This is a genomic window from Erythrobacter sp. HA7-11, assembly GCF_055693605.1.
On record NZ_JBVFUF010000002.1, the window covers coordinates 1275305 to 1299339 of the forward strand.

22 protein-coding genes and 2 pseudogenes are annotated in these 24035 nt (G+C 59.1%); 11 read left to right on the plus strand and 13 right to left on the minus strand.

Annotation, left to right across the window (positions count from 1 at the left end; all coding sequences use genetic code 11):
* The first annotated feature begins 43 nt into the window (after positions 1-43).
* The 11 genes and pseudogenes from secY (at position 44) to ACZ1GU_RS06705 (ending at position 10334) form a co-directional block, all read left to right on the plus strand.
* Positions 44-1408 (plus strand): preprotein translocase subunit SecY, encoded by a 1365-nt coding sequence (gene secY, locus ACZ1GU_RS06655; RefSeq protein WP_472647265.1) that lies wholly within the window; start codon positions 44-46, stop codon positions 1406-1408.
* 40 nt (positions 1409-1448) lie between these two features.
* Entirely contained in the window at positions 1449-2093 is a 645-nt protein-coding gene (locus ACZ1GU_RS06660) for an adenylate kinase (protein ID WP_472647266.1), read from the plus strand.
* 81 nt (positions 2094-2174) lie between these two features.
* Entirely contained in the window at positions 2175-2849 is a 675-nt protein-coding gene (locus ACZ1GU_RS06665) for an SRPBCC family protein (protein ID WP_472647267.1), read from the plus strand.
* Positions 2850-2881: 32 nt separating this feature from the next.
* Positions 2882-4250: pseudogene (gene gdhA, locus ACZ1GU_RS06670) on the plus strand (NADP-specific glutamate dehydrogenase).
* Between the two features lie 375 nt (positions 4251-4625).
* Positions 4626-4994: a 30S ribosomal protein S13 gene (gene rpsM / locus ACZ1GU_RS06675; protein ID WP_472647268.1), complete on the plus strand. Its 369-nt coding sequence runs from the start codon at positions 4626-4628 to the stop codon at positions 4992-4994.
* A 70-nt stretch (positions 4995-5064) separates the two neighbouring features.
* Positions 5065-5457, plus strand: coding sequence for a 30S ribosomal protein S11 (gene rpsK / locus ACZ1GU_RS06680; RefSeq protein WP_298467369.1), 393 nt, complete (start codon positions 5065-5067; stop codon positions 5455-5457).
* 125 nt (positions 5458-5582) lie between these two features.
* A complete protein-coding gene (locus tag ACZ1GU_RS06685) occupies positions 5583-6638 on the plus strand; it encodes a DNA-directed RNA polymerase subunit alpha (RefSeq protein ID WP_472647269.1) in 1056 nt (351 codons plus the stop codon).
* A gap of 94 nt (positions 6639-6732) precedes the next feature.
* Positions 6733-7161: a 50S ribosomal protein L17 gene (gene rplQ, locus ACZ1GU_RS06690; RefSeq protein ID WP_472647270.1), complete on the plus strand. Its 429-nt coding sequence runs from the start codon at positions 6733-6735 to the stop codon at positions 7159-7161.
* Positions 7162-7267: 106 nt separating this feature from the next.
* Positions 7268-8680, plus strand: a complete 1413-nt coding sequence (locus ACZ1GU_RS06695) for a serine hydrolase domain-containing protein (RefSeq protein ID WP_472647271.1) — start codon at positions 7268-7270, stop codon at positions 8678-8680.
* Positions 8681-8846: 166 nt separating this feature from the next.
* Entirely contained in the window at positions 8847-9413 is a 567-nt protein-coding gene (locus tag ACZ1GU_RS06700) for a hypothetical protein (RefSeq protein ID WP_472647272.1), read from the plus strand.
* A gap of 132 nt (positions 9414-9545) precedes the next feature.
* Positions 9546-10334 carry a hypothetical protein gene (locus tag ACZ1GU_RS06705; RefSeq protein WP_472647273.1) on the plus strand — a complete coding sequence of 263 codons (789 nt, stop codon included), beginning with the start codon at positions 9546-9548 and terminating at the stop codon, positions 10332-10334.
* A 36-nt stretch (positions 10335-10370) separates the two neighbouring features.
* Here ACZ1GU_RS06705 and ACZ1GU_RS06710 read toward each other — a convergent pair whose 3' ends face one another.
* The 13 genes and pseudogenes from ACZ1GU_RS06710 to mdh form a co-directional block, all read right to left on the minus strand.
* A complete protein-coding gene (locus ACZ1GU_RS06710) occupies positions 10371-11051 on the minus strand; it encodes a trimeric intracellular cation channel family protein (RefSeq protein WP_472647274.1) in 681 nt (226 codons plus the stop codon).
* A complete protein-coding gene (locus ACZ1GU_RS06715) occupies positions 11048-11749 on the minus strand; it encodes a PepSY domain-containing protein (RefSeq protein ID WP_472647275.1) in 702 nt (233 codons plus the stop codon). The genes ACZ1GU_RS06710 and ACZ1GU_RS06715 overlap by 4 nt, the downstream gene beginning before the upstream one ends.
* Before the next feature lie 21 nt (positions 11750-11770).
* Positions 11771-13129: an amidase family protein gene (locus tag ACZ1GU_RS06720; protein ID WP_472647276.1), complete on the minus strand. Its 1359-nt coding sequence runs from the start codon at positions 13127-13129 to the stop codon at positions 11771-11773.
* 72 nt (positions 13130-13201) lie between these two features.
* Positions 13202-13861 carry a DUF3471 domain-containing protein gene (locus tag ACZ1GU_RS06725; RefSeq protein ID WP_472647277.1) on the minus strand — a complete coding sequence of 220 codons (660 nt, stop codon included), beginning with the start codon at positions 13859-13861 and terminating at the stop codon, positions 13202-13204.
* Positions 13858-14574, minus strand: a complete 717-nt coding sequence (locus tag ACZ1GU_RS06730) for a serine hydrolase domain-containing protein (protein ID WP_472647278.1) — start codon at positions 14572-14574, stop codon at positions 13858-13860. Before ACZ1GU_RS06730 ends, ACZ1GU_RS06725 begins: the two co-directional genes overlap by 4 nt.
* A 52-nt stretch (positions 14575-14626) precedes the next feature.
* A complete protein-coding gene (locus tag ACZ1GU_RS06735) occupies positions 14627-15457 on the minus strand; it encodes a hypothetical protein (protein WP_472647279.1) in 831 nt (276 codons plus the stop codon).
* Positions 15457-16863: a dihydrolipoyl dehydrogenase gene (lpdA, locus tag ACZ1GU_RS06740; protein WP_472647280.1), complete on the minus strand. Its 1407-nt coding sequence runs from the start codon at positions 16861-16863 to the stop codon at positions 15457-15459. The genes ACZ1GU_RS06735 and lpdA overlap by 1 nt, the downstream gene beginning before the upstream one ends.
* Before the next feature lie 16 nt (positions 16864-16879).
* A complete protein-coding gene (locus tag ACZ1GU_RS06745) occupies positions 16880-17182 on the minus strand; it encodes a hypothetical protein (RefSeq protein ID WP_472647281.1) in 303 nt (100 codons plus the stop codon).
* A 21-nt stretch (positions 17183-17203) separates the two neighbouring features.
* A complete protein-coding gene (odhB, locus tag ACZ1GU_RS06750) occupies positions 17204-18427 on the minus strand; it encodes a 2-oxoglutarate dehydrogenase complex dihydrolipoyllysine-residue succinyltransferase (protein WP_472647282.1) in 1224 nt (407 codons plus the stop codon).
* A 38-nt stretch (positions 18428-18465) separates the two neighbouring features.
* Positions 18466-21279 carry a 2-oxoglutarate dehydrogenase E1 component gene (locus tag ACZ1GU_RS06755; RefSeq protein ID WP_472647283.1) on the minus strand — a complete coding sequence of 938 codons (2814 nt, stop codon included), beginning with the start codon at positions 21277-21279 and terminating at the stop codon, positions 18466-18468.
* Positions 21280-21336: 57 nt separating this feature from the next.
* A pseudogene (gene sucD / locus ACZ1GU_RS06760) lies at positions 21337-22228 on the minus strand (succinate--CoA ligase subunit alpha).
* 58 nt (positions 22229-22286) lie between these two features.
* A complete protein-coding gene (locus tag ACZ1GU_RS06765; RefSeq protein ID WP_472647284.1) occupies positions 22287-22826 on the minus strand; it encodes a hypothetical protein in 540 nt (179 codons plus the stop codon).
* A gap of 37 nt (positions 22827-22863) precedes the next feature.
* Positions 22864-23826 (minus strand): malate dehydrogenase, encoded by a 963-nt coding sequence (gene mdh / locus ACZ1GU_RS06770; protein ID WP_472647285.1) that lies wholly within the window; start codon positions 23824-23826, stop codon positions 22864-22866.
* Positions 23827-24035: the final 209 nt, after the last annotated feature.

Here is a 24035-nt window from a genome sequence, read left to right on the forward strand (position 1 = left end):
GAAGAAAGGCTGACAAGTCAGACGCTAGGATCGATATTTAGACATGGCATCACGCGCCGACAGCATTGCGAGCAATATGAGTCTCGCGAATTTTTCCAAAGCCACCGAGCTGCGCCAGCGCATCTGGTTCACGATCGGGGCTTTGATTATCTTCCGCTTCTTGAGCTTTGTTCCGCTGCCAGGGGTCAATCCACTGATCCTTGAGACGCTGTACGACCAGACTCGTGGCGGAATTCTCGACCTGTTCAACACATTTTCGGGCGGCAGCCTTGAGCGGATGAGCCTCATCGCGCTCGGCGTGATGCCTTATATTACCGCTTCGATTGTGGTGCAGATGGCTGCGGCCCTTCACCCGACGCTGGCAGCGCTCAAGAAAGAGGGCGCGACGGGCCGGCAGAAGCTCAACCAATATACGCGATATGGCACGGTGTTCCTGTGCGCCATTCAAGGGTGGTTCCTTGCCGCTGGTCTCGAAAGTTTCGGCGCGCAAAGCGGTCTGCAAGCGGTCGTCAACCCCGGTTATATGTTCCGCGTTGGCGCGGTGATCAGCCTTGTCGGCGGCACCATGTTCCTGCTGTGGCTGGGTGAGCAGATCACCTCACGCGGCATTGGCAATGGCGTCTCGCTGATCATTATGGCGGGTATCGTCGCACAGTTCCCGACCTTCGTGTCCAACCTGTTCGAAGGTGGCCGCACTGGTTCGATCGCACCGGGCCTCATCATCGGGTTTATGATCATGGTCGTGATCCTGATAGTGGTGATCTCTTTCGTCGAGCGCGCCCAGCGCCGGCTTCTGATCCAGTACCCCAAGCGCGCAACACAGCGCGGCGTGATGCAGGCGGATCGTTCGCACCTCCCGCTGAAGCTCAACACCGCCGGTGTTATTCCGCCGATCTTTGCAAGCTCGCTTCTGCTTCTGCCGCTGACGATCACGCAGTTTGCCGGTGCGCCGGGCGACGTTGATAGCGCGACCGGAGGGTTCCTGCAGCAGCTGAACTTCTACCTGCAGCCCGGTCAGTGGATTTACCTCACGCTCTACGCGGTTGGCATCATCTTCTTCTGTTTCTTCTACACTGCGGTTGTGTTCAACCCGGAAGAGACGGCGGAGAACCTCAAGAAGAATGGCGGCTTCATCCCCGGCATCCGTCCGGGCAAGCGCACCGCTGACTATCTCGAATACGTGCTGACGCGCATCACGGTGGTCGGAGCGATCTATCTCGCCGTGGTCTGCGTGCTGCCCGAATATGTGATCCGGCAAACGGGTCTGCCGCTTTTCCTTGGCGGTACCAGCCTGCTGATCGTCGTGAACGTGACCGTGGATACGATCAGCCAGGTGCAATCGCATCTCTTGGCCCATCAATATGGCGACCTTATCAAGAAAGCGAAATTGAAAGGCCGCAAGCGCTAAGCCTTGCGCTCTCAGCCGTAACTCAGGGGTATCTGCTGCGATGAACATCATTCTTCTTGGTCCTCCGGGTGCAGGCAAAGGAACGCAAAGCGCTGGCCTGGTAGAGCGCCACGGAATGAAGCAGCTTTCGACCGGCGACATGCTGCGCGCGGCGGTTAAGGCTCAGACGCCAGTTGGCCTCGAAGCCAAGGCAGTCATGGATCGCGGTGAACTTGTCTCTGACGATATTGTCTCGGCGCTAATCGATGAGAACCTCGCTGAGATGGAAGCGGGGCAGGGCGCTATCTTTGATGGCTACCCGCGTACCGAAGTACAGGCTGAAATTCTTGACAGTCTGCTCGAAAAGCATGGTCGCAGTCTTGATCACGTGATTGAGCTTGGCGTCGACGTTGATGCGTTGGTGGCCCGAATTACTGGGCGATTCTCATGCGCGAAATGCGGGACGCTTTACCACGACACCGCAAATCCTCCTGCAGAGGAAGGCGTGTGCGACAATTGCGGCGCGACTGAATTCAAGCGTCGCCCGGACGACAATGAGGAAACTGTGCGCACCCGCATGGAAGAATACCGCGCCAAAACTGCGCCGATCCTTCCCGGCTACGAAGCGCGCGGCATCGTTACCCGCGTTGATGGCATGGGCGCTATCGACGAAGTGGCTGGCGCCATCGACGCGGTGCTTGCCTAAGCTCAGCTTTCGGGGCACTCGCCCCTTTACGCAGCTTCCCAGCTTCGCGTAAACGTCCTCGCCAAGACGAGGAGATCCACTATGCGCGCAGTTCTGGCTGCTTTAGCGGCGTTTGCCGCTGCACAACCCCTTTCAGCTGAGGTCATTTCGACCAGCGAAAATGGCTTTGTCACGCGCGACGAAGCTGTCGTTGAAGCGACGGCCAAAGAGGTTTGGCTGGCGCTGATCTCGCCCGCACGCTGGTGGAATTCCGCGCACACATGGTCTGGCGATGCGGCCAACCTGACCATGACCCCGCAGGCTGGCGGGTGTTTCTGCGAGAAGATCCCGGAAGACCCTGACCCCAACAAGATCACACTCGAGGGTAGCGTCGAGCATATGCGCGTGATCCAGGCCTATCCCGAAAGCGCTCTGCGGATGCAGGGTGCGCTCGGGCCGCTGCAAAGTGAGCCGGTGATGGGCATTCTCACGATCGCCATCAGCGAGGTGGACCAGGGCACGCGGATCGTGTGGGAATACAATGTCGGTGGTTCGATGCGCTACGAAGTCGCAGACATCTCCAAGGCCGTCGACGGTGTGATGACGCAGCAATTGTCGGGCCTCTCGCAGATGTTGGGACAGGTGTCGGGTCCGGAGTCCGATGAGCCCGATAGAGCCGATGACGAGGATGATGGTATCCAAGAAGGTGCAGCCGATCCGGAACCGAGTGAGGAGCCAAGCGTCGAAGAGGCAATAGACGCGATGGCCGACAACTAACCGATCCGCCATGCGCCGCAGGAGTATGATGCATGGCAGTATCCGATCACGTTACCCTCGACGAGTTTATGGAGGGCGTGAAAGAGCGCAACGAGGGCCAGACTGAATTCATTCAGGCCGTCCGCGAAGTCTCACAGGACATCTTCGATTTCATCGAGGACAAGGAGGAGTATCACGAAGCGCAGATCCTGCGCCGGATCGCGGAGCCTGACCGTATTGTCTCCTTTCGCGTGTGCTGGGAAGATGACGATCACAATGTCCGCGTGCAGCGCGGTTGGCGGGTACAGAACAATAACGCGATCGGCCCATATAAAGGCGGCATCCGCTTTCACCCGACCGTCAATGAGAGCGTGCTCAAATTTCTGGCCTTCGAGCAAACCTTCAAGAACTCACTGACAGGCCTGCCCATGGGCGGTGCAAAGGGTGGTTCAAACTTCAATCCGCGCGGCAAATCCGACAGCGAAGTCATGCGGTTCTGCCAGAGTTTTATGACAGAGCTTTGTCGTCATATCGGTCCCAATGTCGACGTTCCGGCGGGCGATATCGGCGTGGGCAGCCGCGAGATCGGCTACATGTTTGGCCAGTACAAGCGCATTACCAATCGCTGGGAAGGCGTGCTGACCGGCAAGGGCCAAGAATATGGCGGCTCCAAGATGCGCCCCGAAGCGACCGGCTACGGCGCGGTCTACTTCCTGTGCAATATGCTGCGCCACCGCGATGAGGAGATTGAAGGCAAGACAGCGGTGATTTCAGGCTCGGGCAATGTCGCGCTCCACGCTGCGGAAAAGTTCATCCAGATGGGCGGCAAGGTCCTGACGCTCTCTGACTCTGACGGCTTTATCCATGATCCTGATGGGATCGACGAAGAGAAGCTCGAGTGGATCAAGGACCTCAAGATGAACCAGCGTGGTCGAGATCAGCGAATATGCCGACGAATATAGCGGCGCGGAATTTCACGAGGATAAGCGCCCTTGGCATATCGAGGCTGACTGCGCGCTTCCCTGCGCGACGCAGAACGAACTTGAGGAAGAAGGCGCAAAGGCGCTTGTCGATAATGGCGTTATGGCGGTGGTCGAGGGTGCCAATATGCCCTCGACGCTGGATGCGGTGGAGATATTCCAGGATGCAGGGATAATGTACGCGCCAGGCAAAGCAGCCAACGCTGGCGGTGTCGCAGTGTCGGGCCTTGAGATTAGCCAAAACTCAGAACGGATCAGCTGGAACCATGAGAAGCTGCACGACATGCTGACCGATCTGATGGCTGACATCCACGATAAATGCGTCGAGTACGGGGCAGAGGGCGATCCGGATGATGGCGGGCATGTGAACTATGTCAAAGGCGCAAATGTCGCCGGCTTCAAGAAAGTCGCCGATGCGATGCTGGCCTTTGGCGTAATGTAGTCGCGCTGAACATGCGCGCCAAACAGGCGACTTTCCACATACCGCCAGCCCCTCCGTTTTGACCTTGACCTTAGTTTGGATTATTCACCTTGCATCACCGAGAAAGTGCACCATATCGTGCGCTCGGTCAGTTATGCGCGGCTAGCGGTTGACGTGGGCGTCAGAATCGCCTTAAGCGCGCGCAGTATTCGACATGTTCGAACCGAGTCCGGCGAGACAGAGCCACGCGCTTTGTCCATTCCGGACTTTTGTTGTTTCAGTGCTTGGTCCCCTGGATTTTGCGCGGTGGCAGCGTCGAACACGTCGATGTTGAGCGTTGAGATAGGGTGAGGGCCGCCTTTCGTGTCCAAGTCCCTGTGGAGCATGGAGAATTAAGTGGCTCGTATTGCCGGGGTAAACATCCCCACAAATAAGCGCGTTATCATTGCGCTGACTTACATTCACGGGATCGGTCGTACGACTGCCGTGAAAATCGCCGACAAGCTTGGCATTGATCACACCACACGCGTGCAAGACCTTACCGATGAGGAAGTTCTGCGCATTCGTGAAACGATTGACGCCGATTACCAGGTCGAGGGTGACCTGCGCCGCGACACTGCGATGAACATCAAGCGTTTGATGGACCTGCGGACCTATCGCGGTCTGCGTCATCGTAATGGCCTGCCCGTTCGCGGTCAGCGCACGCACACCAACGCCCGTACCCGTAAGGGTAAGGCCAAGCCGATTGCAGGCAAGAAGAAGTAAGCATCTGGTCCCGATCAATCGGGAGCCCAGACGCTTTTCCCTTCTTCCTACAACATAAGGAATACGAGAAATGGCACGCGAACCAGGCGGTAAAGTAAGACGCCGCGACCGTAAAAACATCAGCAGCGGCGTTGCGCATATCAACGCCAGCTTCAATAACACCATGATCACGATCACCGATGCGCAAGGCAACGCGATCAGCTGGTCCAGCGCCGGCATGATGGGCTTTAAGGGTAGCCGTAAGTCTACTCCTTATGCAGCTCAGGTTGCCGCCGATGACGCCGGCAAGAAAGCCGCCGAACACGGTGTGCGTACACTGGAAGTCGAGGTTAAGGGTCCAGGCTCTGGCCGTGAGAGCGCGCTGCGCGGTCTCGCTGCTGTTGGCTTCAACATCACCTCGATCCGTGATGTCACGCCAATCCCGCACAATGGTGTGCGTCCGTCCAAGCGGCGGCGCGTCTAACACTCCGTTCCCGTTCGGCAGCCCTCTGGTTTGCCGGACATTCAGGGCGGTCCAAGACGCACTTTCGCAAGCGCCGAGGCCCGCCACACTTTTTGAACCGCTTCATAGCGAATTAGGGGAAATCCATGTCCGTCAACACGAAGAACTGGCAGGAACTCAAGAAACCCAACGCTCTCGAAATCAAGGAAGGCGGCGATAAGAACCGCAAGACGACTTTTGTCGCTGAGCCGCTCGAGCGCGGCTTTGGTCTTACGCTTGGCAACGCGCTGCGTCGCGTATTGCTCTCCTCGCTTCAGGGCGCGGCTATCACCTCGATCAAGATTGAGAACGTGCTTCACGAATTCTCGTCGCTCGCCGGCGTACGCGAAGACGTGACCGACATCGTTTTGAACGTGAAGCAAATCGCGCTCAAGATGGAAGGCGAGGGCGCCAAGCGTCTGCAGCTTTCTGCAACTGGCCCGGCTGAAGTGAAGGCTGGCGACATCGCAGTTTCTGGCGACATTGAAGTGATGAACAAGGATCTCGTCCTGTGTCACCTCGATGAGGGCGCGACGCTCAACATGGAACTGACCGCTGACGTGGGTAAAGGCTACTCGCCTGCAGTTCAGAACCGCCCTGTTGATGCGCCGATTGGCCTGATCCCGATAGACAGCCTGTATTCGCCTGTTCGCCAGGTGAGCTACAAGGTTGAGAATGCACGTGTTGGCCAAGAGCTTGACTACGACAAGCTCTCGCTGACCGTCGAAACCGACGGCACAGTCACCCCTGAAGATGCAGTGGCTTATGCGGCGCGCATCCTGCAGGACCAGCTGACCCTGTTCGTCCACTTCGAAGACGGCATTCCGCAGCCACAGTCGGCAATGATCGGCCAGGCCGCAACACCTCAGGAAGACGACGCCAATCAGCTCAACCGTTATCTTCTCAAGAAGGTCGACGAGCTCGAACTGTCGGTGCGTTCGGCCAACTGCCTCAAGAACGACAACATCATCTATATCGGCGATCTGGTCCAGAAGACCGAAGCAGAGATGCTGCGCACGCCGAACTTTGGCCGCAAGTCGCTCAATGAGATCAAGGAAGTTCTCTCCAGCATGGGTCTGCGCCTCGGCATGGACATTCCAGGCTGGCCACCAGAGAACATCGAGGAAATGGCCAAGAAGCTCGAACAAGAGTTGCTCGGCTAAGCAAGGTTTCGGCGGCGCGCCTCGAGTCATTCGAAAGCGCCGCCAGCTACGGGCTACCTCATACGGGCCCATAACGAACACGAAGGAATGAATTATGCGTCACGGAATTTCACAGCGTAAGCTGAGCCGTAAGTCGGGCCACCGTAAGGCTCTGTTCCGCAACATGGCAGCGGCTCTGATCAAGCACGAGCAGATCCAGACCACTTTGCCAAAAGCGAAAGAACTGCGTCCTTACATCGAGAAGCTGATCACGCTGGCAAAGCGCGGCGGCCTCTCGAACCGTCGTCTCGCACAATCGCGCTTGCTCGACGAAACCCAGCTGAAGAAGCTGTTCGATGTTCTAGCTGAGCGCTATAGCGACCGCGACGGCGGCTACACTCGCATCATCAAGGCTGGCTATCGCGAAAGCGACAGCGCGCAGCTCGCAATCATTGAGCTGGTCGAGCGCGATGTCGATGCCAAGGGTCAGGACAGCGGCCCTGTCATGAGCGACGAATATGACGAAGAGGAAGTCGCAGCGTAAGTCTTTTTGCGATTGGGGCGGCCCTGGCACGCTGATATAAAAACGGGCTGGCGGAGCGATCCGCTGGCCCTTTTCTTTTGTGCGGGCGCGGCTAGGGTCCACGGCCATGCACAAACTCATATTCGCAGCCGCTGGCGCGGCGCTCGCTCTCACCGCCACCACCGCATCAGCTCAATCCGAACAAGAGAGACTGGACGACCGCTATAACCGCGCGCTCGCGGCGGGCTACAAGGCGCTGATGCTGTGCAGCGCGATCGCGAATGCCGAGCGTGTCGGTTTGGGACGTACCGCCAAACACATACACGAATGGGAACTCAGCGGGATTTACCCGGCGCTTGACCCAATCATTCGCGAACTGCGCTATAAAGTCGTCCGAGGGGAGCCGAGAGAATTTGTCGGGCCTAAAGCCGGCTTTGTCCGACATGTCGAGGTTGAATGGGCGGATGACATGCCTCCGCGCTTGGCCGAGTATCGAGGCAGAAATGGCTGTACGGTTCTGCCTATCGGTGCCGATCCGGATAGCCTGGGCGACAAAACTGATCAGATGAGGCCGCAATCGCCGGTGGTCTCCCTGCCCATCGACACCAGCAACGCCGAACTTCAGGCACTGGGAGAGGCGGCATTCGGCGACATGTATGGTGAAGACACACGCACGACCGCGGTTCTCATAAGTCAGCGGGGACGCATGGTGCATGAAAGCTTTGCCGAAGGATATTCACGCAATACTCCCCAACGCACCTGGTCTGTGGCGAAGAGCATTGCAGCCACAATCCTTGGCATGGCGGTACAGGATGGGGCGGTCCGTATAGATGAAAGCGCGGGGGGCGGTGAAGTCGACGGTGACCCGCGCTCTGACATCACAATCGATCATATGCTGCGTATGGCGTCGGGCCGTTATTCTGACACTCCGGGGAACCGCACCGATCCGCTATATTGGGGTGGGACAACGGTCGACGAACGAGCGCGCAATTGGCCACTCATTCACAAGCCTGGCACGGTATATCGCTACGCCAACAATGATACCTTGATGGCGATTGAGCCCATTCAGAGCTGGATCAATGAGAAGCGTGTCGATCGTCTCGCAGACCGGCTCGGCATGTTCGATGCTGCAATCGAAAGCGATTGGCGAGGCAACTTTGTACTCTCCAGCCAAGTCTGGGCATCCGGCGCGGACCTCGTGGAGTTGGGCCAGCTTTATCTGGACGATGGCACCCATTGGAGTCGGGACCAGCGGTTCCCCAAAGGCTGGCGCGATTACGTTTCCGACCCAAGCGGCCCGCAGCCTGAAGGCACAGACTGGGGCTACGGGGCAGGGTGGTGGACCTTCCGTCGCCCGGAAGGGAACGCCTTTGAAGGCATTCCCGACGACGCATTCGCGGCGCGCGGCAATCGCGGGCAGTATGTGGTCGTCGTGCCTTCGCGCAACGTCGTCATTGTCCGGCGCGGAGAGGACATGGTCGGCACGCGTTTTGATATTGCCGCGTTCACGCGTGACGTATTGGCGGCACTAGAAGAATGATCGGCACACACCGATACGTCGCGTTACATTCATTCATACAAAGCGACTATAACCTGAACATTCCCTGCTAGTCTCGCTCAGAATCGCCTCAGACTTGTTCATCTAAAAGGGTCTCACAGTGAACGGAAATTCCTCCGACACTCTAAGACCCGAGGATGATACCCCCATGACTAAGCAACCCAACACATTCGCCAAGACATTGGCCAAGGGCTCGCTCGGGACTGTCGCGGCAGGCGCGATGGCCCTGGCAACAGCTGCTCCGGCGCAAGCCCGCGACTATGACAACAAGATTGATGCGGGCGACGTGATCGCAGGCGCACTCGTGATCGGCGGGATCGCCGCTGTCGCTGGCGCGTTTGGCGGCAAGAAAGACCGCTATGACCACCGCGACCGCCGCTATGGCTATGACCGTGGTTATGATCGCGGCAATTATCACCGCAGCGATTATCGCTACAATCGCGGAAATCCACGCCGCGCCGTCGAACGCTGTGTCCGCGCAGCCGAACGGCAAGCGCGCCGTTTCGGAGGCTATCGCTATGCCGATGTCACGCAGATCCGCGACGTTGAGCGCACCCGCTACGGCTACCGCGTGAAGGGACGGATCGAAGTGCAGGGACTTCGCGGCAGCGGCTATGGTTACGGCAATCGCGGTTATGATCGCGGTCGCTTCAGCTGCTACATCGAACGCGGCAACCGACCTCAAGTCAACTTCCGCAAGATCCGCGGACTTTGATCGCAATCGGGTCTGACAGGCCCCAATGACCACCAGCATAGGCGGTTCAGGCGAATGTAAGCCTGGGCCGCCTATCGCTTGTCCACATTAGAGCGATTGGTGGCCGCTCGCCTGCAACAGGAGGAGCCCCCCATGGGCCAATTGAAAACTCTAGGCGTCATGGCCGGCCTATCTGCCGCCTGCGCTATTTGCGCCGCACCGGCAGCCGCCGCCGAGCTTCCGGTCAACGCTGTGCCAACCGGCATAACCAGCGAGCTGTTCGAGCAGGACGCGGCGTTTGACGTGTTCGCGCATGAAAGCGAAGTGGCCGAACATCATCGCTATCGTCGTTATCGCGGACACCGCCGGGGCTGGCGTCGCCACCGCCGGGTGGGTGTCGGCGATATTGTCGCAGGGGCTGTGATAATCGGCGGAATTGCCGCGATTGCCAACTCTGCATCGCGCAAGAACGAGCGCCGTTATCGCGACCGTGACTATGACTATCGAGATGATCGCCGGTATGACCGGCGCGAAGATCGCCGCGGTGACCGTCGCTATGATGGCGGCACGGGACTCGAGAATGCTGTCTCGCAATGTGTAAACCGCATTGAGCGCGATGTACGGGTCGACAGCGTCGATAGCGTTGATCGCAACGGTGAAGGCTGGCTCGTGCAAGGCGCGCTTTATGATGGAGAGCGTTTCACCTGTCGCATTTCTAATGACGGACGGGTGAGCGATGTGAACTTCGGCGGCGCCTTCACCGGCGCTTCAGTTGAACCCGCAGAAGACAATCAGTGGAGTGATGAGCGATACGAGGAAGCGCGTCGCTCGCAATCATCGGGTGAGCCGGTGCGCTCAGCATCAGATGCGACCGAACCGCAACCTGCCTATCCGGGCGGACCACTGCCCGGTGATGAGGTAGATGCGGATCTCGACGGCTGATCCGCGGTCTCAAATCGTATTTTAGAGGGGCGGGGTTCACTCCGCCCCTTTTTTGTCGTGGAGCTCTGCAGTCGGTGCCGCATCACCGTCTGCTCGGTAGATCGGCAGTGCCAACTGCCAGCGTATCGCTGCGCTTCTCAGTGCGAATCCAGCGACAAAGGCTATGCCCCAGATCGCCGCATCGGGCAGAGCGAGAAGCGGGGCAACGAGCATGCCGGCGACCGTCAAAGCTGCGCTCAATGCGGCGGCGGTCACGTACAGCTCTGGCCGCATGATGATCGACGGACGGCCCGCGACCACGTCGCGGATGATCCCGCCCGCGCAACCTGTGATGATCCCCATCAGGGCCGCTGGGGCTGGAGGCACTCCGTACGCGATCGCCTTAGCGGAACCCAACACGGCATAGGCGGCAAGGCCCACCCCGTCGGCCAGATCGAGCAGCTTGCCCTCCCACCAGCGTGTGGGCGTGAACCACGCGATCAGCGCGGTGGTGAAGCAAATTGCTGCCACCCAGGGATCGGTGATCCAGAACACTGGCGCGCCGATCAACAGGTCGCGCACGGTGCCTCCGCCGACGCCTGTCACCAATGCGAAGAAAGCGAGCGTGACAAACGTTTGACGTTCTTTTGCCGCGATAATCGCTCCTGACAATGCAAAGACTGCGATCCCTGCAACATCGAGGATATCGAGCACTGGAGTGAGGATTTCCTCGTTCACGCTGCGGCGCTCGCTTGGGAGCGTGTTTTGCGGCGGCGGAACATCAGGATAGTGCCGAGCAACGCGCCGACCAGACCGAGGGCGGCAAACAGGATCAAGATCGGGTGACTGGTGTCTTCACGTTCGGACAGGTCCATGATGTGGAGGCCCCACATGAAATCGAACCAGCGCCACCAATTGGTGCGCACGGCTTCAATCTCTCCTGTGTCGCGGTCGATATAAATGTGCGCGCCATCGTCCAGCGCTACTTGCCAAACGGGTATTGGGCGGCGGAAATCGAAGGGCACGTTATCCGCTTCGAAGAACGTGACCGAACGCACCTTGTCTCCGCCAACAATTCGCTTCGCTGCAAGGGCACGGGCCTGCGCGCTATCGAGCGGGGCGATTGGTTCACCGCTCGCCATGTCGACCCGCGTCACGCTGCCATCTAGGCCGGTGAGGATTGCGACGGCGCGGCCACCCTGCATGACCGCGCGCATCTCCTTGAGTGCGCTGTCGGGTCCGGCGAGATCGCTGTCCGGCAAGATCAGGGGTTGGTCAGGTGTCGCAACGCGCAGGTGGTTGCCGCGAACCTCCTCGATCGGTTTTGAGACCATGAAGAGACCCGTGGCGAGCCACATCACTATCGGCACCCCGACTAGCCATCCAAGCCATATGTGCCAGCGGGCGAAACGCTGCATCCAGTGTCTGCGAGCCATTGCGGTCTTCCTCCCGATGGATCAGCCGTGCAGGATTTCGCCTATGGCCTTGGCCGCATGGATGCAATCAAGATCGGACCAGCGTGGGCCCATAACCTGCATGCCGCAGGGGAGTGTGGCGCCGCGATCTGTGCCTTCGCCAATCGGTAGGACTGTCGCGGGCAGATTGGGGAAGGTCGCTAGTCCCGCCCAGGCCAGACCAGCGCCCGCGCCAATCTCCTCGCCATTCACGTGTAAGGTCCCGTCAAATACCGAACCCTCTTGGTGTGGCACGGCAAGCACGGGTGCGGGTGGGGCGAGAACGAAATCATAGCTCTCAAACAGACGCTCCCAAGCGAGTTCGTTGCGCGCTTGCTTGTCGAGCAGGTTGAACCAGTCTGCGGCACTTGCGCGCTTGCCATTCGGAGCAGGTCCTCCGCGCGACATGGCGGTGTTGAGCATGCGCAAATAGTCGGCTTGTTGCTTGGCCAAGTCAGGAATCAGATCGCTTTTCCGTTCGATCGCAATGCCCGCTTGTTCAAGTGCGGTCAGCGCCGCTTCGGTCGGCGTCCGCACGCTGTCGTCAATTGGGCTGCCGGGGAATTCAGTAAGAGCGAGCAAGCGGCAATCTTTCAGACCCTTCCGGCTTTCCCGAAGCGGATGCTGCGTGCCAATCCGCATAAGCGCATCGAGATCATCGGCATTGCGCGCGAGCGGCCCTGCAATCGACAGCGCGCCGTCATGGCCATCGCGGCCGGGGCCAAGTGAGGTCATCGCAGGGTGATCATGCCCGTGTTTGCTTACGAGACCCCACGAGCTCTTGTGCCCCCAGATCCCGCAGAAATGCGCGGGCACACGCACTGATCCGCCAATGTCAGTGCCGAATTCGCAGGGAACCATCCCGCTCGCGACCGCCGCTGCGCTGCCGCCTGACGATCCTCCGGGGGAGCGATCATGGTCGTGCGGATTGTTCGTGCGGCCATAGACCGGGTTGTTCGACTGCCAGTCAGTAAGATCGGGCGGAACGTTGGTCTTGCCGATCAGGATAGCGCCCGCCGCCTTCAACTTTGCGACCAGTTTTGCATCGCGCGAGGCGATGTTGCGGGCATAGCGTTCGTGCCCCCAACTAGTCGGCAGCCCCGCGATATCGAAGCTTTCCTTGATCGTCATCGGCACGCCGAACAGCGGCTGATCATCGCGCGGCGTGACACCATCCAGTGCTTTGGCTGTGTCGCAGGCCCGCTCAAAATCGGGCACCGCGAGCGCATTGACCTCAACATCGAAATGCTCGATCCGGGTGATCGCGGCATCGACCGCTTCTGCCGGGGACAGCTTGCCCGCACGGATCGCAGCCGCCGTTTCCAGCGCACCCGGTTTATCGGTCAATTGCGGATAGGCCATGCCGCTTTCTCTCCCCTAATTGCACCGGTGGTAGGCGACAGCGGGGAGGCGAGCAACTCTCGTGTGAAGCGCCTATTCCTTGATGCCTGGTACTTCGGCACCATTCTGGAACAAGGTCAGCGATTTCACTGCGCCGCTTTCATCGCGTTCAAACCGCACCTGCGCGTCGACGACCTTGAGGAAGAACATGTCTTCGCTTTCGGGGAACAGCTCAAACGCACTTTGGCCGGTCGCTTGCGCCATGAATTTGCCGTCCTGAGTGAAAACGGTGATCTTGAATGTCGGGGCGAGGGAATAGACACCTTCGTAGTCGGCGGGTTCGAACGACAAATCGACCACCTCTCTCTCGCCCGGCAATGTCACTTCGCCGCCGCGCACAAGTTCCATCATCTGCGTCCCGAGTTTGGTCGCAGAACCGCCGTTGAGATTGGCGAGCACGGCAACGGTCGTGCTGCGTGCCGGATCATAGCCCAACCACGCGTTGAACCCTTCGATCCCGCCGCCGTGATAATAATAGATATCATCGCCCTCGACGTCCTTGAGGACGCCATGGGCATAGCCATCACCGTCAAACGCATCGAAGGCGCTGGGTTTGAGAAACTCTTCCAAGCTCTCTTGCGAGATTATCTCTCCGCTGAAGAGTCCGGTATTCCATTTGTGCAGGTCAGCTGTGGTTGAGTAGAGCGCACCGGCTCCGGTCGGGATGCCCATATCGACATAGTCCGCGTTCACCCGGTACCGTTCGCAGCAGGTGAGTAGCCATCGGCGCGCCGCGGAATGATCTTCGCGGTGTCATCAAGCGCGGTTTCGCGCATGCCAAGCGGCTCAAAAAAATTGCTTTGGTAAAAGTCTCCAAGGCTTTGTTCACTGAGCTTTTCGACGATGCGAGAGAGCAGGACATAGCCGGAATTGGAGTATTTGAAGGCGCTGCCCGGTTCAAATTCTAGTGGCAGATCACGGAAAGTCGCGATCAACTCGTCCTGTGTTGTTGGCAAATATTTGAGGCGACCAAACCCATCAAGCGAAGTGACATTGGGTAGACCGGCAGAATGACGCATCAGGTGACGGACGGTGATCGCTTCCCAAGCCTGAGGCGTGTCTTCGAGGTAGGTAGAGATAGGCGCGTCGATATCGAGCTTGCCTTGTTCTGCCAGCAAGAAGATCGCTACGCTGGTGAACTGCTTTGTCACCGAACCGATGCGGAATTTCGTTTGCGGAGTGTTCGCGACGTTCCATTCGAGATCAGCTGAGCCCCACGCCTTGTTGAGCAATTCCTCATCGCCCTGCGCGACCAGTACCGCTCCCATGAATGCGCCGCTTTCAGCCTCCGCTTCGATCACTTGCTCCATGCGTTCCGGGTCTTGCGCGAGAGCCGGTGCGCTGAGCGAGATTGCCGAAGCCGAAGCGAGAATGGACAGAGCGATGCGGCGGGGACTGACGAACATAAAACCTCCCATGTGTATTAGTTAAATAATACACATGCGGGACATGCGAATGTCAAGCGTCCATTTTTTCCTGTCTTTGCGATGCCGCCAAGGCAAGACCGTATCCCAAAATCGGTGACGCACCATAGCCGATCAGAACACTTGGGTAATTCGTGATCAGCGCGATGATTGAGAACCCAGCGAGTGTTCCGGCCAAAGCAAAACGCTCGCTTTCCGGTCGCGGCAGGGCTTTGACGATCAGCAGTATTGCGGCAATCACGCTGAAACCCAGCCACGAGGCGAATAGCGGCGACGCCGGAATGAGATCGGCAAAGATGCGCTCAACGAAGGGTTGTGCGGGGAGCTCCCCACGAAGGCTGGCGGACAGGCCAACAAGGAAGCCGACAATCGCGACCACGCCGGGCTTCCAGTCATGCCAGGCGAAATACAGTCCGACACAAGCGAGCATCAATGCAAAGGCAGAAGCCGCATCAGGCTGAACCAGAGTTATGAGGAGCGCCGCGAGCATAATCGGAGGGGCGAAGTCGCGATCACGGGCGGCGAGACATGCGAGCAGCGGGATTACGAGGCCGCCAGTATGGATCGAGAAGCCAGCGATGGTGACCCAACGACTCACTTCGCTCACCACTGGCCCGGTGACCAAAGGCGCAGCCAGCGAGGCCAACAAGATTACTGTCAGAACGCGGCGCGCTTTGAGCCCGCTCGGCAATCGGCCAAAGGCGACCCAAAAAATGGCTGCTGCCAGCGCGGCAGCGTTTATCAGGATGTAACTCCGCGGCGCATGGAAGCTGGCCAGAAATGCAAGGCCGGAAAGACAGGGCAAGAGCAGGGCGAGCAAGGCGACCAACCGGCGCGCAAGCCAGACCTTCGCCCCGTCTGTCATCACATGTGGATCGGTTTGCCTTGCACCGCCATCGCAGCTTCCTTGAGGGCTTCGGCGTGAGTCGGGTGCGCGTGGCAGGTGTAGGCGATGTCTTCCGACGTCGCGCCGAACTCCATGGCTTGCGCAGCCTGCGCGATCATCGTGCCGGCAAGGCTCGCGACGATGTGCACGCCCAGCACGCGGTCGGTTTCGGCATCGGCGACGACTTTCACAAAGCCATCGGTGTCGCGGTTCGCCTTGGCGCGGCTGTTCGCCATCATCGGGAACTTGCCGACTTTGACCGTGTGACCGGCTTCTTTCGCCTCCGCTTCGGTCATGCCAACATCGGCGAATTCAGGCATGGTGTAGACGACACCCGGGATCACATCGTGGTTGATGATGCCGGTCAGGCCAGCGACGTTTTCCGCGCAGGCAATGCCCTCGTCCTCGGCTTTGTGTGCGAGCATCGGGCCAGGCACCACATCGCCGATCGCCCAGACACCCTCTACGCCGGTGCGGAAATCGTGATCGACTTCGATTTGGCCGCGCTTGTTGGTTTCGATGCCGATTTTGTCGAGCGCAAGCCCTTCGGTGTTGGGACGACGACCGATCGACACGAGCACATGGCTAGCCTTGATGGTCTGCTCGTCACCGCCAGCGGCCTTCTCAACAGTCAGCGAAACGCCTTTTGCGCTCGCCTTCGCGCCGGTGACCTTATGGCTGAGCATCAATTCCATGCCCTGCTTCTTGAAGATCTTCCCCGCTTCCTTGCGAACGTCGGTGTCCATTCCGGGTAGCAACTGGTCGAGGAATTCGATCACAGTGACCTTTGCACCGAGACGCCGCCATACGCTGCCGAGCTCAAGGCCGATCACGCCGCCGCCGATGACCACCAAATGCTCTGGCACTTCTTCGAGTTCCAGCGCGCCAGTGGAATCCACGATGCGCTTCTTGTCGTTGTCGACCTCGACGCCGGGTAGGGGAGTGACGCTAGACCCGGTGGCGATGATGATGTCCTTCGCCGTTACCGTGTCTTTGCCAACTTTCACCGTGTGCGCGTCTTCAAATGCCGCGTGTCCCTTGATCCAGGTGACCTTGTTCTTCTTGAACAGGAACTCGATCCCACCGGTAAGCTCACCCACCGCCTTGGTCTTCTCCGCCATCATTGCGCCAAGATCGAGCTTTGGCTTGGCCGTGATACCCCATTTCGCAAAATGTCCGCCCTCGGCTTCTTCGAACAGCTCAGAGCCGTGCAACAAAGCCTTCGACGGGATGCACCCGACATTGAGGCAGGTGCCGCCGAGCGTTTCGCGGCTCTCTACGCATGCGGTCTTCAGGCCCAGCTGCGCGGCGCGGATTGCGGCAACATAGCCGCCGGGGCCAGCGCCGATGACCAGGCAATCATAATCGTAGGAATGGTCGGACATTTCGGTCTCTTTTGGATTAGCCCGCGTCAGCAGGGGCAGGATCAACTGCGGGAGTGTTTTCCGCGATGCATTCGTTTGTGACTTTGTCTGCCAATGCTGGGTCCACGCTCATCGTAGGACCGACTTCGGCGAGAACCTTGTCAGCGCTGCACTCGCAAATAGGTGTTACCGCATCGACAGGAGCGCCGGTCGCGCTCGCCGTGGTCACGCATTCTTCAACGAAAGAGGCGCGAAAGCTCTCTTCGGTTTGTTCTTCAGCGGCGCCGCAAGCGCTCAAGGTTGCACCCATTGCGGCGGCAAGAATGATAGATTTTTTCATGTGTAGTTCCCTCCTCAAAACTTAAAGGTCGATCAACATCCGGGTCGGATCTTCAATCGCTTCCTTGATAATTTTCAACGCTGTCACCGCCTCACGGCCATCAATCAGGCGGTGATCATAGGACAGCGCGAGATACATCATTGGTTTGATTACCACCTCGCCATTGATCGCAACAGGGCGGTCCTCAATCCGGTGCAGGCCCAGCACAGCCGATTGCGGCGGGTTGATGATCGGGGTCGACATTAGCGATCCGAACACGCCGCCATTGGAAATGGTAAAGGTGCCGCCGGTCATATCGTCCATGGTCAGCGTGCCTTCCTTGGCGCGCTTGCCATAGTCCGCGATGTCTTTCTCTATCTGGGCAAAGCCCTTCTTGTCGCAATCGCGCACGACCGGAACGACCAGGCCGTTTGGCGCGCTGACGGCGACCGAGATGTCGACATAGTCGTGATACACGATCTCATCGCCCTGGATGTATGCGTTGACACTCGGCACGTCTTTGAGCGCGAGGCAGGCTGCCTTCGCGAAAAAGCCCATGAAGCCGAGGCGGATGTCGTGCTTTTTCGCGAACAGGTCTTTGTACTTGGTGCGCGCTTCGATAACCGCGCTCATGTCGCAATCGTTGAAGGTGGTGAGCAGCGCCGCTTCTTCCTGCGCGCCCTTGAGGCGTTTCGCGATGGTCTGGCGCATCCGCGTCATCTTGACGCGTTCTTCGCTGCGGCCACCGGCAGCTGGAGCCGCTCCAGCAGGCGCGGGGGCAGGTGAAGCGGCGGGTGCTGGATCGCCCTTTGCCTTAGCTGCGGCGAGCACGTCTTCCTTGGTCAGGCGTCCATCCTTGCCGGTGCCTTTGATCGTGGTCGGATCGACCCCGTGTTCGAGCACTGCCCGGCGAACAGCCGGCGAGAGCGTTTGTGCAGCGGCCTTCACATCATCGGATGCCTCCGCCTTCGCAGCTGGAGCAGGCGCATCAGCCTTCGCTTCGGATTTCGGCGCAGGCGCAGCCGCTCCGCTTTCGTCGATCACTGCGATCACTGCACCGACCTCAACCGTGTCACCGACAGCTGCCTTATGCTCGGTCAGCACGCCGGCGACGGGCGAGGGCACATCGACCGCGACCTTGTCGGTCTCGAGGCTCGCAATCGGCTCATCCGCCGCGACCGCATCGCCGGGCTGCTTGAGCCATTCGCCAATTGAGCCTTCGGTTACGGATTCGCCGAGAGCCGGGACTGTGATTTCAGTTGCCATAATATCTATTCCTCAACGCGTTTGTGCGGTGAATTCAGTTACTTCTTGATACCGAGCGCGGCCTTCACCAGCGCTTCTTGCTGTTCGGCGTGGCGCTTTGCGAGGCCGGTCGCAGGAGACGCGGCAGCGTCACGGCCGGCATAGCTTGGGCGCATGCCCTTGTGCCCTGCGTCGTTCAGCGCCTCTTCGATCCGCTCGTTCACGAAGAACCAGGAACCGTTATTCTTGGGCTCTTCCTGACACCAAACGACCTCTTCGAGATTGGTCATGCGCTTCAGGCGCACGGCCAGTGGATCGCCGGGGAAGGGGTAGAGCTGTTCGATGCGGACAATCGAGACGTCTTTAAGCTTTGCCTCGTCGCGCGCTTCGATCAGGTCATAGGCGACCTTGCCGCTGCACAGCACCAGTCGCTTGATCTTCTTGTCGGCGGCGCTGTCGGGAGCCATGGACGGGTCTGATTTGATCCGCATGAAGTGATGCTCGCCGAGGAATTCTTCGCGCTCGCTCTTCGCCATCGGATGGCGCAGCAGCGACTTCGGCGTCATGATCACCATCGGCTTGCGGAATGACCGCAGCATTTGGCGGCGCAATACGTGGAAATAGTTTGCCGGTGTGGTGATGTTGCAGACCTGAATGTTGTCGTTCGCGCACAATTGCAGGAAGCGTTCAAGCCGCGCTGAGCTGTGCTCAGGACCTTGGCCTTCATAACCATGCGGCAACAGCATCACGAGTCCGTTTGCGCGCAGCCACTTTGCTTCGCCGCTGGCGATAAACTGATCGATCATGATCTGAGCGCCATTGGCGAAATCGCCGAATTGCGCTTCCCACATCACCAGTGATTTGGGGTCAGCCATCGCAAACCCGTATTCGAAGCCTAGGACGCCATATTCGGACAGGGTGCTGTCATAGACCTCGAACTTGCCGTGCGGCAGCGTGGTGAGCGGGATATACTTGCGCTCATCGCGCTGATCGATCCAAACGGCGTGACGCTGGGAGAAGGTGCCGCGCCCGCTGTCTTGACCGGACAGGCGCACGCCGTACCCTTCCATCACGAGGCTGCCGAAGGCAAGCGCCTCTGCGGTGGCCCAATCGAACCCTTCGCCGGAGGAGAACATCTCTTCCTTGGCCTTAAGCACGCGGCCCAGGGTCTTGTGGATTTCGAGGTCGTCCGGAACTTCGGTCAGGACCCGGCCGAGACTGTCGAACTGCTTGGGCTCAATCGCGGTGTCGACATTGCGCCGCGCGGTTTCCGGATCGACTGGCTTGTTGAGGCCCGCCCAGCGTCCTGCGAACCAATCCGCTTCATTTGGCTTATAGCTTTTGGCCGCTTCGAATTCCGCGTCGAGCTCTTTGACGAACTCGTCCTGCAATTCATTGAGCGTGCCGCCTTCGATCACGCCTTCTTCGATCAGGCGCTGCGAATAGCCGACGCTAACCTTGGGATGCTTGCGGATCTCATCATACATGAGCGGCTGCGTGAACTTGGGTTCATCGCCTTCGTTGTGGCCAAAGCGGCGATAGCACCACATGTCGATCACAACGTCGCGCTTGAATTTCTGGCGGTATTCGACCGCAAGCTTGCAGGCGAACGTCACCGCTTCGGGATCATCGCCATTCACATGCAGGATCGGAGCCTGCACACCTTTCGCCACGTCGGATGGGTAGGGCGAGTTACGCGCAAACCGTGGCGAGGTGGTGAAGCCAATCTGGTTGTTGATAATGAAGTGCAAGCAGCCGCCCGTGTCATAGCCGTTAACGCCCGACAGGCTCAGGCTTTCCCACACGACGCCTTGCCCGGCAAAGGCGGCATCGCCGTGGATCAGCACGGGCAGAACCTGGTCCTTATCTTCCAGATCATCGCGCACGGCCATCTGAGCGCGCGCTTTACCCAGCACGACCGGATCAACCGCTTCCAAGTGCGATGGGTTGGGAACGAGCGACATGTGCACATCGACCCCGTCAAAGCTGCGGTCGGTGCTGGTGCCGAGGTGATACTTCACATCGCCCGATCCACCGACATCTTCGGGGCTGGCGCTGCCGCCGGAAAATTCGTGGAAGATGACCTTGTATGGCTTCGCCATCACGTTCGCGAGCACATTCAAGCGCCCACGGTGAGCCATGCCGTAAATGATCTCGCGCACGCCGGCTGAGCCACCGTGCTTGATCACCGCTTCGAGTGCAGGGATCATGGACTCGCCGCCATCCAGACCAAAGCGCTTGGTCCCGACATACTTCTTGCCGAGGAATGCTTCGTACTGCTCGCCGCGAACCACCGCAGCGAGGATCGCGCGCTTGCCCTCGGGCGTGAACTGGATCGTCTCGCCAGGGCTTTCGAACTTGTCCTGCAAAAACCGCCGCTCTTTGGTGTCGGCGATATGCATGTATTCAAGGCCGACTTTGCCGCAATAGGTCGTCTTCAGCGCCTCGTGCAGTTCGCGCACGGTAGTCCATTCGAGACCGAGCACGCTGCCGACGAACACTTCCTCGTCTTCTTTGCCGGCAAGACCATGGAAATCGAGCGTCAGGTCTTCGGGCATGTTGTGGCCCGACAGGCCGAGCGGATCGAGGTCCGCGGCCATATGCCCGCGTACACGGTAGAGCCGCACCAGTGTCATCGCCGCGATGGAAAGGCTTGCCGCTTTCTGGATCGCTGCGGGATCGAGCTTCTTACCCGCGCCCTTTGCCGCCTGTTCGACCGCGAGCTTCATCACGGTCGGATCGAGCGCCTGCGTCAGGTCATCGCCCGCAGCGCCGTCATTCAGCGGCCAGCGCGGATTGCTCCAGGACGGGCCGGGTTGCGGCCCGTCCTGATCGGACATTTGCGGGATGAAATCTTGCGGTTCGTTACCCATTGGTATTCTCCGGGGAGGAGGGGAGGCCCCCGCTTATTCGCGAGGGCGCGCCTTGGATCAGGCCATTTCCTTCAGCATTGCGTCGAGCGTGGTGCCAAGCTCTGACGGTGAAGGCGAGACGCGGATGCCCGCATCTTCCATCGCCGCGATCTTGTCTTCCGCGCCGCCCTTTCCGCCCGAAACGATCGCGCCGGCATGGCCCATGCGGCGGCCCGGAGGTGCGGTGCGCCCAGCGATAAAGCCAACGGTTGGCTTTTTGCGGCCCTTGGCGGCTTCTTGCTTGAGGAACTCGGCGGCTTCTTCTTCGACTCGATCCACCGATTTCACCGATCATGATGATGCTCTCGGTTTCCGGATCATCAAGGAACAGGTCGAGCACGTCGATGAAGTTGGTTCCGTTCACCGGGTCGCCGCCAATTCCGACCGCTGTGGTCTGGCCAAGGCCGACCATAGTGGTCTGGTGCACAGCTTCATAGGTGAGCGTGCCGGAGCGAGAAACAACGCCGACGCTGCCCTTCTTAAAGATAGAGCCGGGCATGATGCCGATTTTGCACTCTTCGGGAGTGAGGACGCCGGGGCAGTTCGGGCCAATGAGGCGCGATTTGCTGCCTTCGAGCGCAGCCTTGGCGCGGACCATGTCGAGCACCGGAATGCCCTCTGTGATGGCGATAATCAGCTCCATCTCGGCATCGATCGCCTCGCAGATCGCGTCCGCTGCGAAGGGCGGGGGCACATAAATGCACGAAGCGGTCGCGCCGGTCGCTTCCTTGGCTTCGCGCACAGTGTTGAATTGCGGCAGACCGATATGCTCGGTGCCGCCTTTGCCCGGCGTGACACCCGCAACCATCTGCGTCCCGTAATCGAGCGCCTGCTGAGTGTGGAAAGTGCCGGTGTTGCCGGTCATCCCTTGAGTGATGACCTTGGTATCTTTGTTTACGAGGATGCTCATGCGATGCTCCTATTTCGACTTGGCCGAACGGCTCAGGCCAAGTCTGTGATCGACTGATTTATTGAGGCGGATTTGATTGCAGTGGCGTTGGTCGGACGGCATATTGAAAACGCATCGCCGTGTTTTCTTTGTTGATACTGGCCACTTCCATCAAACGGGTGTCAGTGACGAACTGGACACTGTTAAACACATATTTTGACGTATCGACATGGCTTTCTGCCGTCAGGCCGGTGAAAGCAGAGATGGCGGTCGCTGCAACCACAGCGTTACCTGGACCTGCAATTTGACAACTTCCGGGAAAGTCCTTCGTGTCCTTGGAAAAAGAGCTCTTAGGGCCGACGTAAATGATCGACACATCACCGCGCTGTAGAGCGGCGGCGTCTGCCTCACTATAAACAGGGGCGATTTCCCTATCCGGCTTTACCCAACCCGCCTCTTTCAGCTCCGCCTTCGTGGCCATCGCATCCTCGAACAGGCTCGTGCAGATGGAAATTGCTTCTTTCATGTCGATCTGCGTCACAGGCTGATCGTTCGCAGCCGAAACCGACGAAAGCGACATGGCGATGGCCGCCGCACCATAAATTGATGCTTTGTACATGGTCACTTTACCTTCTGTTGCCGGGGATGCGAAAGTGTTACGCAAGGCTGCTATCCAGCCCCTTACACGCATCAAGCAACTCCTCGACCGCGTCGGTTGAGACTTTGAGGTTGGCTTTCTCTTCGTCGCTGAGTTCGATTTCGATCACCTCCTCGGTGCCGCCCGCGCCGATCACGGTAGGGACGCCCACGTAAAGCCCGTCGAGGCCATACTTGCCTTGAACGTACGACGCGCATGGCAGGATGCGTTTCTGGTCGCCGAGATAGGCTTCGGCCATCGAAATCGCCGATGTTGCGGGAGCATAATAGGCCGAGCCGTTGCCGAGCAGGCCGACGATCTCGCCGCCGCCCTTGCGGGTGCGGTCTACGATTTCGTCGATGCGTTCAGCCGACACACCCTTGATCTTGGCGTAATCGTCAACGGGGATGCCGTTGATCGTGGTGTAGCTCTTGACCGGGACCATCGTGTCGCCGTGGCCGCCGAGTACGAAAGCGTTCACGTCCTTGACCGAGCAATCGAACTCCCATGCGAGGAAAGTCGCGAAACGCGCGCTGTCGAGCACGCCTGCCATGCCGACAACCTTGTTATGCGGCAGGCCGGAGAATTCGCGTAGTGCCCATACCATCGCGTCCAGCGGGTTGGTGATGCAGATCACGAATGCGTCTGGGCAGTTGTTCTTGATGCCTTCGCCGACGGCTTTCATGACCTTGAGGTTGATGCCGAGCAGATCGTCGCGGCTCATGCCGGGCTTGCGCGGCACGCCAGCAGTGACGATGACTACGTCCGACCCAGCAATGTCGGCATAATCATTCGAGCCGGTGATCTTCGCGTCGAAGCCTTCAATCGGGCCGCACTGACTGAGGTCGAGCGCCTTGCCCTGCGGCATACCCTCGGCAATGTCGAACAGGACGATGTCGCCCATTTCCTTCTTCGCGGCGAGGTGAGCGAGCGTGCCGCCAATCATACCGGAGCCGATAAGCGCGATCTTCTTGCGGGCCATTAGGGGGAAGTCCTTCTGTTGCATCATCGGGACGAGAATTGGGTTGCAAACGCATTGCGGCAAAGGGGCGCCGTCCCAAGCGGCCAATTCACCAGCGTTTTGAGGAGTCCGACCTAGGCGGGGATATTAACGATTGCAACCTGCAAAGCGCCTGTGATTACACTTATTTATGCAAGTAGTTCGCAATAGCATTAAAGTCCTGGATCGCG